This window comes from Salinimicrobium oceani (assembly GCF_012037645.1).
Window position 1 is genome coordinate 1 of record NZ_JAAVJR010000768.1, and the last position, 420, is coordinate 420.

Consider the following 420-nt stretch of genomic DNA (forward strand, 5'->3'; position numbering starts at 1 on the left):
ATGCACCGCTAACATCTTTCATTTCCGAAGAAAATAGCAAGGTCCCATGATGAAGGACCTTGTTCTTGAATACATGCTCTGCATTACCCGAAAACTTTTTACCCTCAATAATGAGATCATTTCGTCCCTCAAATTTGGCATTTACTCCCAGCTCCTTCAGCACTGCGATTATTGGCAACGTATATCGCTCAAAATCTATCATTTCATAGTTGTCGCCGGTACGGGTAAAGGAAAAGTTGAGATTACCCAGGTCATGGTATACAGCGCCACCTCCCGAAAGTCGCCTTACAACCTTGATATTTTTCTCTTTCACATACTCATGGTTGATCTCGGCTAAGGTATTTTGATGTTTGCCTACAATAATAGCGTTATCATTTCGCCACAGCATAAAACAATCCTCTTTGATGTGCTTAAAGATGT

1 protein-coding gene is annotated in these 420 nt (G+C 41.0%); it reads right to left on the minus strand.

Annotated elements, in window-relative coordinates:
* Positions 1–388, minus strand: a 388-nt coding sequence (locus HC175_RS19315; RefSeq protein WP_235942693.1) for a lipoate--protein ligase family protein, incomplete at its 3' end; no start/stop codon positions are given.
* Positions 389–420 lie beyond the last annotated feature (32 nt).